This window comes from Porphyromonas sp. C0041D3, assembly GCF_056590575.1.
This window is the reverse complement of record NZ_JBWPWJ010000006.1, coordinates 1-15,296: the sequence shown is the minus strand read 5'-3', so window position 1 is coordinate 15,296 and position 15,296 is coordinate 1. Positions and strand designations below refer to the sequence as shown.

The window sequence follows — 15,296 nt, the reverse complement described above, 5'->3', positions numbered from 1 at the left end:
CCCTCCACCGGGATCTTAGGGGTTGAGTGCATGTCTGTTCCTTTGCAGTCTTGTATTAGTTATTGATCGGGTAATCCTCGCGGAGTGCGATGGCAGTGATGGGGAGGCGAAGGTCCTTCCACTCGTGTACGACGGGGTAGCTGTCCTTGGTCAGGTCTATCTGCCGGATGCTCGCAGTGGAGCCCGACCGACTATTCAGGGCAATGTAGAGGAAGCGGTCATCCTTGTCCACCACCACATCGACTACCACCTCGTCCTTGCTGAGTGAGATGAGGGGTGTGGTGGGGAAGTTGCCCTGCGACATGGTGTTGTAGGCATAGATGCCGCTGCCGTCGGCGCCACTGTAGAGGACTAAGCTACGCGTCGGGGCGGAGGTCATCACGGAGGAGGCATCGAGGTGAGCCTCAGTAGGCACCTCCTTGGAGAGGAGGACCTCCTCCGGGACTCGCTTAGCCTTTGCTACATTGTGAGTCCCCGGATTGATCAGTAGATGCTTGATCGTCTCATCGCTCTTGCTCTTGAGGAAGAGTGCCACCCGCAGCCGGTCCCCGGTAAGGACCATGTGGGTCAGGCTGTAACCCTTTGTCTCGTCGGGAAACCAGACACTGTACTTGGTCAGCGCCTCCTTGTATTTCGCCACGATCTTCTCAGCTCCGTTATCGTAGGCGAGATAGCCGTCGATCTTCTTCGGGTCATCCTTGTCGGTGAGCCAAGAGGCGGTCATAGGAGCCAGGCTGAGCTTCTCTCGTGCGATGCCCAGCTTCGACGCGATTGACTTAAGGTCGCTGTTGAAAGCATCTTGTGTACTGATATTGAAGTCTCCGAACCTGCCGTTGTAGAAAAATTGTCCCTTGGAGTCCGCCCATGTACCCTGTAGGGTGGTGATCTCCGACTTTAGGGGCAGAGTCGTGGCAAGCTCCATCTGATCAGGCTCGATCATATAGAGGTTGCTGCCACAGGCGAGTAGGAAGCCCTTATAGCCATAAGTGACATTGGTCACAAAGGCGAGATCGTGGGGTGTCCCTACAAAAGTGCCGGCAGGATTATTGAGCGTCAGCACATCGTAGTCCACTTCCTTGTCGGGCTGCGAGGGCTCCACAAAGCCGATCGTGGCAGCATCGCTCTCCTCAGCGAGGAGGTAGAGCCCCTGGCGGAAGCGATACTGTACGTTGATCGTGGATCGCTGGACGAGAGTTGTCTCGCCATTGGAGATCAGGAGGCGCACCGGATAGAGACCCGGCTTGGAGCAGTGATACTTGAGCGTTGGCTCCGTCGATACCTCCTCATAGCCCACCTCCCAAGAGTACTTGACATCCTTGGATGGACCATTGAGTGTCAGCTTGGGTGCCGGTATCTCCAGCAGTCGCCCCTCATCGGCAGTGTAGACCTCCTTGAGTTGCTCAGAGGTTGTGATCTCGGTGACAGGCTGCTCCGGGTCGGTCGAGTGGTCCTTGAAGCACGAGGTGAGCAGCGAGCAGGTCAGTAGTCCCGGCAGGATTATCCGGGAGATCCTATATAAAGTGTGTGTCATAATTAATTACTCCTCGAAGCTAATGGATGTAGATGGATCAAGGTCCGGTAGTGGCACCTCCAGCTCGGGGTGGGCCTTGAAGTAATCATACACCTTCTTGAAATTGACAAAAAGCTTGACGCTCTTTTTTGGATCACTGAGTGCTGCCTCCAGTACTGCCGGGTCGCTGTCGTAGTACTCCAGCAGCTTGAGGTACTTAAGGCGGTGGTAGGGACCAAAATAATAGGTGTAGTAGACCCACCAGTAGGGCTCCGCAACATAGTTGTCGAAGGTGATCACCTGGAGGTTGTCTGACTCAAAGGCGATCTTCAGATCCTCACTGGACTTGAGTCTCAGCACAAGTCGTAGAGCCTCTGACTCCTCCGGCGATATGCCACTTCGGAGTAGCTCGACTCGGAGTGTATCAGTCACCGCACCGGAGCGGAAGTGGTAGGACGTCTCTAAGGGCGTATAGTGTGCCCCTGACCGGGCGGTAGATGCCTCAGGGTCTGCCTCGACGTGATAGGTAAGGTCCTTGGTGGGGATATCACCGACGATGCGTAGAGGAATCTTGACTATATGCGTCTCCACCTCTGCAGGAAGTGGTCCGAAGGAATAAGCTTGCAGCGTGTCAGCCTGTTGCTTGTGGTCAAAGTAAATGGCTGAGGAGCCGATGAACTGACCATCGGGGGTGAAGTCCCCCTCGTATGTGATCCTATTGCAGCTCGTGCTAAGCAGCCCGAGGAGGGCGAGTGGGGTGAGCAGTCGTATGGCGCTTCTCATAAGATAATCCTTTTGTCTCATTTCTTATTGGTCTCAGCGGTGAAGCCAAATTCTCTCTCCTTCTCCGGCCACGGGAGGATGTAGATCTCATTAGAGGCCGGGATGGACTCCTTTCCTCTACGGTCGAGGATCGGGAGGTTGTAGTGCTTGTAGGCAAAGAAGATCTGTCCCTCGCCCGGCATCTCGCGCATACGCTCTCGCATCATCTCGCTGATGTACTTCTCCTTGGTGTCCACCTTGGCCGGATCGATCTCGGCGAGGCCGCGGCTCTTGCGGACGGCATTGAGCAGCTCGAGAGACTGGGTGCGGTCGCTGTCGTAGAGACACTCGGAGAGTATGTAGTACATCTCCGGCAGGCGGATCAGGGTCAGACCCTCAAAGTCTCCCTTATTCAGCTCAGCCTCATTGGACAGCAGGCGGGTAAATGCAGTGAGTCCACCAGAGAGCTCCTTGTAGTAAAGCCCATACCGCAGGTCTACGCTGGTGGCGGTAAACTTGTCCGTCTCGTAGAGCTCCTTGAGATCCGTCCTCGCCTCGGTGAAGCTGCCGGAGGAGGTATTCTGGAGGAATGTGTCGTAGACGGTCTTTGCTATACGAGGCGCATAGAGACCGAAGAGCAGCTCTCCATGAGCCGGATAGCGCTTCACTCTCTCGAAGTCGCCCTTCTCGGCCAGCCCGAGCTTCATCGTCCCCTCCGGTGCATCGGCAGTGGTGGCGGTGGCGTCGATGACCATGCGGGCGTAGGCGGCTGCCTCCGTGAGGTCTCCCATCGTGTAGTAGATTCGCGCCTTGAGTGCCAAGACGGCGTACTTATTGAGGTGCGCATACCGCTCGTCTAAGTAGACATCGACGGAGGTGCCCATCGGAAGGTAGAGGCTGACATCCGACGCGAGGAGCTTCTCTGCCTTGTCGAGATCGGCAAGGATATTCTTATAGCTGTCCTCGATGGAGTAGAGCTGCTTATTCTGCAGGTCGGCCTTGTAGGCATAGGGGATACCGCTCTGTCCCGCACGCTGAGCATAGTCGGCTGTATAGAGACGGAGTAGGTCAAAGTGGAGGAATGCCCGCAGCGCGTACGCTTCGCCCCCGATCATGTCAAGCGTGGTGCCCTTGAGGTCGGTAGTCTCATAGGCATCGATCAGCTCATTGACATACGAGATCACTGCGTACTGATTGGTCCAGATCTGGTCGATCGTCGGGCGTACCTTCAGATTCATGTAATCATACCGGAGGATATAGGTATCCTCATTCTCGGTATTATTGTACATAAACATCTGCCCCAGCTTGTCGACAAAGCCGTAGGTGAGGTTGCCCCCATAGAGAGTCGCATCCGCCATGGAGGCGTAGATGCCGTAGAGCGCATCCTTAAATCCCTGCTCATCCCGGAAGAGCACCTCCTTGGGCATCGTGCCCTTGGGCTGTATGTCGAGGAATTTATCGCAGCTGGTCGTCAGGAGTGTCACCGGCACGAGGGTGAGCATCGTCGCCAGCGCCTTAGATAGGATATTCTGTGTAGTCATGATTTCAGAGTGTAAAGCGGATGGTCATCTCGATGGATCGCGCGTAAGGGTAGGAGAGCCCTCGCTCCCTACGGATGGTGGAGAAGTGGTAGAGGTCGTTGGCGAGTAGCTCGAGCCTCATATTCTTCAGACTAAAGTACTTCAGGTCTATCGGCTTGAAGTCGTACGCCAGTGAGACAGAGCTCAGGTCGAGGAAGTTATTGACTGCCACGAAGCGGCTTGTCTGCATCGGCACGGAGGCATCGGCGATGTTCTTGTAGGAAGCATGATTTCCAGGCTGAGTCCAGCGGTCGGAGAAGACTCGCTCGTCGGCATTTTTCCTCGGATCAGCTCCCTCAACACGACTGGCGAGCGTCAGGTTGTAGTCCATGGCACCGAGCTGGTAGCGCAGTCCGGTGGTAAGGGTAAAGCCCTTGTAGGTGAGGTAAGAGCTGACCATACCGGTAGCGAGAGGGCTCGTGTCGCCAAAGGTGACCTTATCCCTCGGGTCGTAGTCAAAGGTGTAGCTCCCGTCACGCTTGATATAGATCTCCCGACCTGTCGCCGGGTCGATACCGGCGGAGGGGACCACCTTTAGCGTCGTGAGCGACTCGCCCTCCACGTAGATCGGCAGAGGCATACGGCTGTCCTTATCTGCGAGGCTCTTCTCATTCTGTGCCTTGAGAGCGTCGCTGATCTTGCGGATCTTATTCTTATTATAGGAGTAGGTCATGGCGACGGTCCAGTTCCAGTCCTTGGTCCTCACCGGCACGATCCGCGTGCTGAGCTCGATACCCTTATTCTCGATCTCTCCGACGTTCTCCTTAGCGGTTGCGACACCGACAGAGGGCGCCTTGGTGACGTCGAGGAGGAGGTTGTCGGTGATCTTCAGGTAGAGGTCGAGTGAAAGGTCCCATCGGTTGTCGAGGACATTGAGGTCGAGACCGATGTTATTATTCTGAGTCCGCTCCCAGCGCAGATCAGGGTTCCCGATCGTGATCGGCACGGCGCCGGCGCCCTTGACGTACGTGAGGTCTTCGCCGTAGCGGTAGGTGGTCAATGCCTGATAGGGAGAGAAGGAGACATTACCCAGGTAGCCGGTGCTGAATCGGAGCTTGAGGAGATTGACATTCAGGTCCTTCATGAAGGGCTCCTTGTGGATGTTCCATCCGATACCGGCACTCCAGAAGGGGGCGAAGCGGGAGTTTTTACCGAAGAGAGAGGACCCCTCGTAGCGGTAGATGAAGTCGAGGAAGTACTTCTCCTTGTAGATCGCATTGAGATTGGCAAAGAAGCCCACTCCGGCGATGATCCTATCCTCACTCACCGGACGACCACCGGCAGGGTAGCCGGAGGAGAAGCCGGGGTTGGGCAGCTTGTCTGAGTAGTACCCGACAGAGCTGTAGCGTGACATCTGGTAGGTGCGATACTCGATGTTGCTCCCCGCCATGGCGCTGAGGAAGAGGTCCTCGAGGACATTTTTATTGTACGACAGCATCAGCTTGCCAGAGAAGTCGCTCGACTTGGAGAAGGTCTCCGAGAGGCTTCCTCGCTGACTTAGCTTAGCCTTCTCGAGCTCCTTACCGGAGCGAGGGGAGACGAAGTTGATCCGCTCCGACTTCCCTCTCTGGAGAGTGGCGTCGGCATCGATGCGGAAGTCTGCCAGCCACATACGGAAGGTGAGGGTGTCGAAGAAGTCAAAGTCGCTCGACCGGCTGACGTTGCCCGCCGTTGCCTCGTAGAGTGGGTTGATCAGCTTGTGAGTCAGCAGATGGCGGAGGTTGCCGTCCTTGTCGTAGGGGCTGTCGTAGGGATTGGCATCGACAAAGCTCTTGAAGTCTCCGTAGGGAGAGTCCTGGCCATTGACGAAGCTCACGCGAGCGAGGTTGGAGATGAAGAAGAGCTCGTCCTTGCTGTAGGAGAGCTTGAAGGTCGTATTGAGGCGATCACGACCGGAGCCGCGCATGACTCCCTGATCCTTGCCGTACCGCAGTCCGAGGCTGTATCGGGCGTAGTTGTCGCCTCCGTCGATATTGATGTTATGGTTTTGAGACAGTCCGACGCGAAGCGGCTTGGCCATCCAGTCGGTATTTACCCCGCGGGCGATCTGCTCGCGGATGGCGGCATACTCCAGCTCCTTCTTGTACCGCTCCTCGGGATTGTCGTCCGAGAAGACCCCGGCAAGGCGCTCATACTCCAGCTTCTGCTCCGCATCCAGCAGGTGGTAGTCGGAGAGGTCCGGTATGGAGCTCCGGATGGTCCCATTGTACCTCAGCTTGAGCTTACCGCCCTCCATCGGGCGTGTCGTGATGACAACGACACCGGCAGAGCCCTTGGCTCCGTAGAGTGCGGTGGCGGAGGCGTCGCGGAGGACGGTGACGGACTGGATGTCGTTCATATCCATATCGAAGACGAAGTCCGAGGTGACGATCGACCCATCGACCACGAAGACAGGCATATTGGCCTTGCCCTCAAAGGTGGCTCGCCCGCGGATATTCAGCTCCGGCTTGGCATTGGGGTTGGAGCCCATCAGGGAGTTGTCTATCGAGACGACACCGGGGACGAAGGCCTCGATGCCCTGCATGATGCTCTGGGTCCCCATGGCCATCATCTTCTCCTTATCGATCGTGGTGGAGGAGCCGGTGAAGCTATTCTTGCTCTTTGTCTGAAATCCGGTCACCACCACCTCCTCGAGGAGCTCGGTGTCTTCCTTCATCACCACGGTGATGTTATCCCCCGCCTTGACCTTCACTTCCTGAGTCTTGAAGCTGATGTAGGAGAAGACCAGGGTGGCAGTCCGGGACTTGATGTTGATCTCAAACTTTCCCTCTCCATTGGTGCCGAAGGCTCCCTCCTGTCCCTTGATGTGGATCCCGACACCGGGCAGTGTCTCACCGGAGGCATCCTTTACCACACCGGTGACGATAAACTTCTCTGCCTGGACCTCGCTGCCGGACGAGGAGGTCTCTGCCACCTCCGCTCGCAGGGGAGTGCTGCCGAGCATCAGGGTGGCGCAGAGAGCTGATAGAGTCAGCGACATACGGGCTGTCGCTCTGAGTGAATTGGTCATATCTCTATTACGTTGGTGACTGTATGGGTGTGAGTAGACGGGTGATGAGTAAGCGCAGCGGGGGAGCGTCTCAGGTCGGTCCTACGACGCTTCCCCGCTATTGCTGTGGTCCTACTCTACTGAAGCAGCAGATCAGTAGGCGCGACGGACGATCCAGGCGTCGCTGAAGGCGGGCGCGTACTTCTGCATGATCGCATCACGCGAGCGGACAGCGGCCTCCTTGGTGTCGTGACCGGTGACGAGGACACGATACATGCCGGACTCGTTCTGAGCCAGGATTGCCTCGCCATATCCCTCACTGATCATACGCTCGCGGAGTGAGCGGGCGTTGGTGATGTTCTTGAAGCTGCCGATGCAGACGCTGAAGGTGCGGATGCCATTGGGGGCACTCTCGCCCTCGGGGACGGAGAGCTTCTCTTCCCGGACGTCCGAGTTGTCGGCTACGACGATCGGCTCCTCCTGAGGATAGGTGCTCTGCTGGGCCACCTCACGCTGCTTCGCTTTCTCATACATAGAGCGGTAAGCGCTCTTCTTGGGCTTGCAGGAGGTCATACAACTGCCGATGAGCAGGAGCCCGAGGGCTGCTACGAGTACATTCTTTTTCATCATGATTCTTATTTCTTTCTATTACTTGTTTCTTAAGCAGTCTACAAATGTACCTATTCTCAGGAAAGTTCACCAATTATTTTAGCTTCACTCGCTCATTTCTAATACCGATATTAGTACGTACTAATACCGGTATTAGTTCGAGGGCTGGTCCTGAGGGCGCTTCTCTGAAGAGGGCTATTTGGGCTTATTTGAGAATTAAAACAATTGGTATCTTTGCCGTTACCAATGGCATAGCCTTGGCGTGCTTTCACACTACTACTTACGCATGAGACAGCTTAAGATCCAAAAGTCTATCACTAACCGCAACTCGGATTCTTTGGAGCGGTACCTTACTGAAATCGGTCGGGAGAAGTTGATCACCCCGGACGAGGAGGTGCAGTTGGCCCAGCTTATTCATCGAGGTGGGCGAGAGGGGAGTCGTGCACTGGATAAGCTGGTAAGGGCTAACCTTCGCTTTGTCGTGTCTGTCGCTAAGCAGTACCAAAATCAAGGGATGGAGCTGCCGGACCTCATCAATGAGGGCAATATTGGTCTCATCAAGGCTGCCGAGAAGTTTGATGAGACTAAGGGCTTCAAATTCATCTCCTACGCTGTCTGGTGGATCCGCCAGAGCATCCTGTCGGCTCTTGCCGAGCAGTCGAGGATGGTACGCATCCCTCAGAATCAGGTCGGTAACCTCTCTAAGGTGATCAAGGCGCGTAATGCCTTTGAGGCAGATAATCAGCGTAAGCCATCCGTCTCAGAGCTGGCTGCTGCCACCGGGATGGATGAGGATAAGGTCCGGGAGGTGCTGGAGCTGGATAGTCGCGATGTCAGCGTGGATGCCCCCTTTGAGCAGGGCGAGACAAGCAGTCTGCTGGACGTGCTGCCGGATGATGACTCGCCTGTCGCCGACCACTCGCTGATGCATGAGTCACTGGCGACAGAGATCGAGAGCGCCCTCACCATGATCCCTGATAGGGAGGCTGAGGTGCTGAAGATGTTCTTCGGACTTGCCGGTCAGACCGAGATGACCCTCGAGGAGATCGGCATGAGGCTCAATGTCTCACGTGAGCGCGCTCGACAGATCAAGGAAAAAGGCCTCCGGCACCTCCGAGAGGCCAGTGAGGAAACTCACCTTAAGACCTACTTGGGTTGAAGTCTATCTGCACCATTGCCAACCTTTCGGGGACGGACTCTGGAGAGCCTGCCTCCAAGCTTAGTATGGTGAGAAAATATGTCAGCACAAGAGCTTTGGCTCGCTATTTGTCGAGACTTAGTGCGTGGAGAGATGTAGATAACACTGGGAGAATGAGTCAATAATGAGACAGCTTAAGATAGAGAAGTCCATAACCAGCCGTGACGATGCGGTCATGAATCGTTACATGAAGGAGGTGGCTAAGGAAGAAATGATCACTGCCGATGAGGAGGCTGAGCTCGCAATGCGGATTCAGCGCCACGATGAGCACTCTCACGAGGCTGTGGATAAGCTAGTCCGAGCAAACCTTCGCTTCGTCATCAGTGTGGCTAAGCAATACCAGGATCTTGGCTTGCCTCTCATTGACCTGATCAACGAGGGAAACTTGGGTATGATCCGCGCTGCACAGGGCTTTGATGGATCGAGGGGCTTCAAGTTCATCACCTATGCTGTCTGGTGGATCCGCCAGAGCATCCTCAAGGCCCTCGGGGACCAAGGGCGCATCGTGCGATTGCCCCAAAACCAGGTAGGTAATGTCACCAAGCTGAAGAATGCCCGCGATCGATTTGAGCAGATCTACCAGCGTCAGCCCTCCCCTGAGGAGCTAGCTGACGAGCTGGATATGGACCTGGATAAGGTGATCGACATCATCCAGATCGACAAGGGAGAGATCAGTGTGGACAAGACCTTTGAGGATGGGGAGACCAATACCCTCCTCGATGTGATGACCGATGACGAGGCCCCCGAGGTCGATCATCGGCTCATCGACGAGTCCCTCTCCGATGAGATCAGTGTGGCGATGAATTGCCTCAATGAGCGTGAGCGCTTTGTGCTGGTGCACACCTTCGGCCTCGGAGGGCAGCCGGAGATGAGCTTGGATGAGATCGGGGCTGCCATCGACCTCAGCCGGGAGCGAGTCCGTCAGATACGGGAGAAAGCCATCCGTCAGCTCCGCACCGATTGCGACAAGACCAATCTCAGGAGCTACTTAGGCTGACAGCCAGCAAATCTTCTTGTGGGATAGATAATATTTTGTACCTTTGCGCCACGATTGAGGGGGCAAGGGAAACATACTGGAGAGGTGGCAGAGTGGTCGATTGCGGCGGTCTTGAAAACCGTTGAAGTGCGAGCTTCCGGGGGTTCGAATCCCTCCCTCTCCGCTTTAAGTACTCTGGCAACACCGCCAGAGAGTACTACTGAAAAAGTGTAAGTGTCGTAACTCCAACGAGTTGCGATACTTTTTTTAGTCCTCTACCTCTTCAGAGTAGTTACTGAGATAGCCGAAACGCCCAAAATACGCTACAATGGCTGCAATCTGGCTACACTTTTTTCTCGCAAAAAATAATTGTAGCCAAGAGTACGTAGAGAGTCTGTTTGGAGTACTTGTACATTGCTGTAGTTCAAACAATTATGTGCAGCTTTGTAGGCGAGTTGTAGAGAGTTATTAGCACCGTAAATTTGTAGCTTTTCCGGTCGCAAACTTTCTATGCTTGGCTACAATAAAAACAGACAATGTATGCAATCAATTTTCAGAACAGCATTCTACCTACGCAGCAAATATGTGAACAAGGAAGGAAAAACGCCAGTAATGCTACGCATCTATCTCAACAATGAGCGGATGTCACTAGGCTCCACTGGCATCACCATCGTGCAGTCCCAATGGGAACACGGGGAAGAGCGAGTAAAAGGGCGTCACACCGAAGCTCTGAATATGAACTTGCAACTGGATAACATCCAAAGTGGTTTACAAGCCATCTTTCGCAAGTTAGAAATGACAGATGAGCTTTCGTTAGAGCGTATCAAGTCAGAACATCTTAGCAAAAACAAGATATAGATACCATCATGCAACTCTTCGACAAACACAATGAAGATGTTGCAGCTCGAGTTGGCATCTCAGTCTCTGCGCCCACTCTTCAAAAGTATAAGGTCTGCAAAAGACGCTTTTCTGAGTTCCTAAAAGATAAACTCAGACGTAGAGACCTCAAGCTCAAGGAGCTAACCTATATGATTATACATGATTTTGACCTATACCTACGCACGGTGGTGGGGCAAAATCCTAATACAGCCACTAAGACGATGAAGACCTTCAAGACTATCGTCATTTTGGGGCAAATGTTAGGCGTACTACATCACGACCCTTTTGTCAACTTCCGATTTCACTTAGAGCCAGTGAATAGAGGGTTCTTGACTGATGAAGAGGTCTTACAGATTGTCAACAAGGAGTTGAATATCCCGAGATTGGAGCTGGTACGAGACATCTTCATCTTTTCCTGCTTTACAGGTTTAGCTTACATTGATGTGGCTAATCTTACACCCGACAATATCGTGATGCTTGGTGGCAAAGAGTGGATTATGACTAAGCGACAGAAGACAAGCGTGGAGACCAATGTGCTGCTCCTCGACATCCCTAAGCGCATCATCAGTAAATATAGCCACCAAACTGATCGTGATGGCAAGCTCTTCCCTATCCTTAGTAATCAGAAGACCAATTCATACCCCAAAGAGATTGCAGATATATGTGGTATCAAGAAGAACTTGACTTTCCACCTAGCAAGGCATAGAGAATTTTATAAACATCAAATAATCAACAGATTAAATTGATTGTCAAGGGAGGTAGGTAACGATAAGGAAACCAGTGAGTGTCTATACTCCACCTTATTTTGCCTCATATTAAAAGAACGCCTTTTTACAGTGCAAAGATAGTGATTAGAATTGGATTATAATAGATTTCAGTCTTCAAAAATGTAGATTCCAGAACGAAGTGCAAAATTACTTTATAGATTTCATTTCTTTCTGGGGAATGTGAGTGATTTCGGATTGGGGATGGGGCTTCATCAAGCCCCGGCCCCATTCCCAATCCGAAATCCCCCCCCCCGCAACAGGCGACTTTCAGCAAGCAATGATAAGCAATAAAAAAGGAGACCGAAGTCTCCCCAAGATTAATTACCTTTGTATTGCAATGTACAGTCAACTAACCTCGGAGCAAAGGTCGCAAATTTTAGTCTTACTCCAAAAACAGATGCAGAAAAAAGTAATTGCCCGATTAGTGGGCATCAGTCAATCAACACTCAGTCGGGAGCTTAAGCGCAATATGACCGAGCAGGGCCATTACCTTTGGGACAAGGCCCATGCCAAGGCCATGGAACGGAGGCGGCGCACGACCACCAACAGCAAGAAAGACCCTTTGATTGTATGGGAGGCTTTAGACCTGTTGAAGCAGAAGGATTGGTCACCCGAACAAATTTCGGGATACATGCGGGCGCATGGGAAATCGATCTCGCATGAACTGATATACCAGCACATACGGGCCGACCTGACGGGAGAGTTAAGTTCCCATTGCCGGCACAAAATGAAGTATAGCCGCCACGGGAGGCCCAAACGCACGACCAAGGTCAAGAACATTCCCCAGAGAGTGAGCATTCATCAACGCCCCGCAGAGGCAAACGGAAAGCGGTTTGGGGACTGGGAAATGGACACTATCGTAGGGAAGGGCAGAAAAGGGGCGATACTTACCCTGACAGAAAGAAGCACCAACATGCTGCTGATGGCCCTGCTACTACAAGGAAAAAATCCAACAGCCCTTGCAAAGGTGGCTATTCGACTGCTATTCCCATATCGACAATCCATCAAGACCATCACCACCGACAACGGCTCCGAGTTCTGCTCTCACAAGCTCATCTCGACGGCATTGAGCCCTAAGGGAAGGAAAGACAACAATCTGGTGTATTTTCCCGATTCTTACGCCTCATGGCAAAAAGGGGCAATTGAAAATGCCAATAAACTCATTAGGCAATATATACCAAAAGGAACGGACTTCAACATGATTACAGACAAATTTATCAAACATGTGCAATACAAAATCAATGACAGACCCAGAAAAAATTAAATTTCAAAAGCCCCAAAAATGCTTTCTTCAAAGAAATTCTTAATTTTGCACTTGCTAATTGAGAGTATCTCAGTCTTCAAAAAGAGAAATCCATACATTTTTCATTGCTCAATTGCTGATAAATTCACTGAAATTGAGTAACTTTGTGGATTAAAAAGTATGAGAGTTGCTATGGTTGTAAAAACAATAAAATTGACATCGTTATTTGTCAATACTGAAAATTACAGATTTGAGCCTCTAACTTCGCAAAAGGAAGCTATAGATAAAATGGTAGAGGATCAAGGAGACAAACTATATTCTCTTGTAGATGATATTGTAATCAACGGTCTTAGTCCCGTTGATTTAATCATTGTAACGCCTAACGAAGATAACAACAAATATATAGTACTCGAAGGTAATAGGCGAATAACGTCATTAAAACTATTAAATAATCCAACACTAGTTGATGACAAGTATATTTCTTTAAGGAAGAAATTTCAGAAATTGCAAAAAGAAAATCCTAATGCTATTTCTGAATTGAAGAATATTACTTGCGCTGTTTTTGAAAACCCAACTGAAGCTGATATTTGGATAAAACGTAAACACTCGGGAGAGTTAAATGGCATCGGTACTGTTACTTGGAATGCTCAACAAAAGCAAAGATTCGAGGAGACGACAGAAGGGAAATCATCGATTCCATTGCAAATTATTACTTTGTTGAAATCGCAAGAAAATGTTTCTGATGCGATTAAGGATTCGTTATCTAAACTAAATATCACCAACTTGCAACGTTTGGTGTCAGACCCATATGTTAGAGAACATCTTGGTTTGGGAATTAACAATGGAACTTTAGTTTCAAAGGTTGAAGTGTCAGAAGTCGTCAAAGGACTTGTAAAAGTTGTTACGGATATTCTTAATCCAGAATTCAAAGTTTCAGAAATCTACAATAGAGAAAAAAGGAAGCAGTATATTGACAATTTTGATACGAGTCAAAAGCCAGACCTGTCTATTGAAGCGTTAGAACTATGGAGCGTTCAAGATATTGTAAACAATAAAGAGCAGGTATTAGTAAATAGTGAGCATAGAGAAATAAAAAAGACTAATAACAAGAAAATAGGAAACAGAGGTGGCTTAGTTCCTAAGACTTTGACTTTGCATATCAACAACCCCAAAATCAATAAAATCTTTGAGGAGTTAAAACAAGTCCAAGTCAAAACATGCCCTAATGCATCTTCTGTACTGCTGAGAGTGTTTTTAGAATTGTCAGTTGATGCTTATTTGGAAAGATATGATTTGGTAAAAAACAATGCTATAACTGCGTGTTCTTCCAAAGAGAACTTGAATGGGAAAGTTTGTAAAGTACTGAATCATATGAACCAGTTAGGAACAATGAGTAATGATTTATCTAAAGGTATAAGGGCTGAAATAAATGATAAAAATTCAGTCCTGTCCATTGAATCATTGAATGCATATGTTCATAATGAGTTTTTCTATCCTAAAGCAGACAATTTGATTACAGGATGGGATAACATAGAAAAGTTTTTTATCCAATTGTGGGATTCTATAGACAAAGAGTAACATTATGGATTTTTTATCACCCCTAAGGTATCCCGGCGGAAAGGCAAAAGTTGCTGATTTCGTACAATGTTTAATCAAAGAAAATGCATTGCTCGATGGCACTTATGTTGAGCCATATGTAGGAGGTGGTTCCGTTGCTTTATCTTTGCTTTTTAATGAATATGTTAGTGATGTATATATAAACGATAAAGACATGTCTATTTACGCTTTTTGGCATAGTGTTCTTAATAATACGGATGCTCTTTGTCAATTAATTAAGGATACTCCCATAAATGTCGAAACATGGTTCACGCAAAAGGAGTTTCAGCATAATAAAGAGTACGAGGATATTGATTTGTTAAATTTAGGATTCTCCACGTTCTTCCTAAATAGAACAAATCGTTCTGGAATCTTAAAGGCCGGAATCATAGGTGGATACGATCAAACAGGGAATTACAAGATTGATGCAAGGTTTAACAAAGAAGATTTGATAAAAAGGATTCAGCGTATAGCAGACTATGCGGAGAGAATTCATCTAACAAATGACGATGCTGTTGCTTTAGTCCAACGATTAGAAAACGAATTACCTCACAACACTCTATTGTATTTAGATCCACCTTACTATATAAAAGGGAAAGGGCTTTATCTGAACTACTATAATGACACAGATCATCAAAATATTGCAAATGCGATAAGTGAGATAGTAAATTGTAAGTGGATTGTCTCTTATGATAACGTGTCATTCATAACCCATCTATATTCAAAATATAGACAACAATGTTTTGAGTTGAATTATAGTGTGAGCAACTCCCGGAAAGGTGAAGAAATAATGATTTTTTGTGATGATATAGTCATTCCCAAACACAAATTATTTAATCATTCAATAAAGTAAAAATAACTCATATTCATATCAAAAAGTTTCGAGACTTCCAGAATGAAGACTTTGGCTAATTCGCATTTTGATGGGCTAATTCGCATTTTGATATGCTGGGAGGGGGAGGATGATGAAAGGGGGTTTGTTGATGTGAGGGATTTAGGAGAAGTGGAGGGCGACTCGGTAGAGAAAGAAGTCGGTGTTTCTAGCACCGTAATTGACGCTGATGAAGCGCTGGAGGTTTTGGTTAAGAGCCTCTGCCTTGGCGTTACTCTCTCTCTGCGGTAGAAGTACCTCAGAATGGGGGTGGAGTTTGATCTGAGGAAGTTGGCGATATTGCGTATCTCCTCCA

The 15,296-nt window shown here is 49.9% G+C and carries 9 protein-coding genes, 1 tRNA gene and 3 pseudogenes; 7 read left to right on the top strand and 6 right to left on the bottom strand.

Annotated features, from left to right (window positions below):
• Window positions 1-55 precede the first annotated feature (55 nt).
• The 5 genes from AC1EKE_RS05435 to AC1EKE_RS05415 all read right to left on the bottom strand — a co-directional run bounded on the left by AC1EKE_RS05435 (window position 56) and on the right by AC1EKE_RS05415 (window position 7,468).
• Window positions 56-1,531, bottom strand: coding sequence for a hypothetical protein (locus AC1EKE_RS05435; protein ID WP_480308581.1), 1,476 nt, complete (start codon window positions 1,529-1,531; stop codon window positions 56-58).
• A gap of 6 nt (window positions 1,532-1,537) precedes the next feature.
• Window positions 1,538-2,314, bottom strand: coding sequence for a DUF4843 domain-containing protein (locus AC1EKE_RS05430; protein WP_480308580.1), 777 nt, complete (start codon window positions 2,312-2,314; stop codon window positions 1,538-1,540).
• Window positions 2,311-3,813, bottom strand: a complete 1,503-nt coding sequence (locus AC1EKE_RS05425) for a RagB/SusD family nutrient uptake outer membrane protein (RefSeq protein ID WP_480308579.1) — start codon at window positions 3,811-3,813, stop codon at window positions 2,311-2,313. Before AC1EKE_RS05425 ends, AC1EKE_RS05430 begins: the two co-directional genes overlap by 4 nt.
• Window positions 3,814-3,817: 4 nt before the next feature.
• Window positions 3,818-6,862: a SusC/RagA family TonB-linked outer membrane protein gene (locus AC1EKE_RS05420; RefSeq protein ID WP_480308578.1), complete on the bottom strand. Its 3,045-nt coding sequence runs from the start codon at window positions 6,860-6,862 to the stop codon at window positions 3,818-3,820.
• Between the two features lie 132 nt (window positions 6,863-6,994).
• The gene (locus AC1EKE_RS05415; RefSeq protein ID WP_297128578.1) at window positions 6,995-7,468 is read right to left on the bottom strand and encodes an SPOR domain-containing protein; all 474 of its coding nucleotides are present in this window, start codon (window positions 7,466-7,468) and stop codon (window positions 6,995-6,997) included.
• Window positions 7,469-7,736: 268 nt separating this feature from the next.
• Here AC1EKE_RS05415 and AC1EKE_RS05410 point away from each other — a divergent pair, with 268 nt between their 5' ends.
• The 7 genes and pseudogenes from AC1EKE_RS05410 (at window position 7,737) to AC1EKE_RS05380 (ending at window position 14,962) form a co-directional block, all read left to right on the top strand.
• Window positions 7,737-8,609, top strand: coding sequence for a sigma-70 family RNA polymerase sigma factor (locus AC1EKE_RS05410; protein WP_297128539.1), 873 nt, complete (start codon window positions 7,737-7,739; stop codon window positions 8,607-8,609).
• A gap of 163 nt (window positions 8,610-8,772) precedes the next feature.
• Window positions 8,773-9,645, top strand: a complete 873-nt coding sequence (locus AC1EKE_RS05405) for a sigma-70 family RNA polymerase sigma factor (RefSeq protein WP_480308577.1) — start codon at window positions 8,773-8,775, stop codon at window positions 9,643-9,645.
• Window positions 9,646-9,723: 78 nt separating this feature from the next.
• A tRNA-Ser gene (locus tag AC1EKE_RS05400) sits at window positions 9,724-9,808 on the top strand.
• Window positions 9,809-10,164: 356 nt separating this feature from the next.
• Window positions 10,165-11,351 (top strand): annotated as a pseudogene (locus AC1EKE_RS05395) (site-specific integrase).
• A gap of 256 nt (window positions 11,352-11,607) precedes the next feature.
• A pseudogene (locus AC1EKE_RS05390) lies at window positions 11,608-12,596 on the top strand (IS30 family transposase).
• A 109-nt stretch (window positions 12,597-12,705) separates the two neighbouring features.
• Window positions 12,706-14,091, top strand: coding sequence for a hypothetical protein (locus AC1EKE_RS05385; protein WP_480308576.1), 1,386 nt, complete (start codon window positions 12,706-12,708; stop codon window positions 14,089-14,091).
• A gap of 4 nt (window positions 14,092-14,095) precedes the next feature.
• Window positions 14,096-14,962 (top strand): DNA adenine methylase, encoded by an 867-nt coding sequence (locus AC1EKE_RS05380; protein ID WP_480308575.1) that lies wholly within the window; start codon window positions 14,096-14,098, stop codon window positions 14,960-14,962.
• Between the two features lie 141 nt (window positions 14,963-15,103).
• Here the strand turns inward: AC1EKE_RS05380 and AC1EKE_RS05375 are convergent.
• Window positions 15,104-15,296: pseudogene (locus AC1EKE_RS05375) on the bottom strand (hypothetical protein); the annotation flags it as partial.